Origin of the sequence: Pseudomonas sp. Kh14, assembly GCF_900291005.1 — a bacterium.
In the GTDB taxonomy this organism is placed as follows: domain Bacteria; phylum Pseudomonadota; class Gammaproteobacteria; order Pseudomonadales; family Pseudomonadaceae; genus Aquipseudomonas; species Aquipseudomonas alloputida.
In genome coordinates this window covers 1-244 of record NZ_OLKJ01000259.1, presented here as the reverse complement: position 1 = coordinate 244, position 244 = coordinate 1, and the positions used below count along the sequence as shown (strand labels likewise).

At 65.2% G+C, this 244-nt stretch carries 1 pseudogene; it reads left to right on the top strand.

The annotated features are described in order from the left end of the window. Positions 1 to 40: 40 nt before the first annotated feature. Positions 41 to 244: pseudogene (locus tag FQ668_RS28045) on the top strand (cupin domain-containing protein); the annotation flags it as partial.

The window sequence follows — 244 nt, the reverse complement described above, 5'->3', positions numbered from 1 at the left end:
GGCCTAACCTGCAGGCAATTGCCATCCAGGAGAAGCCCCCATGAAACCGTTTAGCATCATCCTTTTCGCCCTGCTCGCCGCTCAAACCCCTGCCTGGGCGCACGGCGATGCTGCCGACCAGGTCAAGGTGCTGCAGCAGCAACAACCCTCGAACGCCCCCGGCAAGAGCGCCGTGATGCTCACCGTCAGCTACGCCCCCGGCCAGGCATCACCTGCGCATCAGCACCCGGGCGCAGTGATGGCC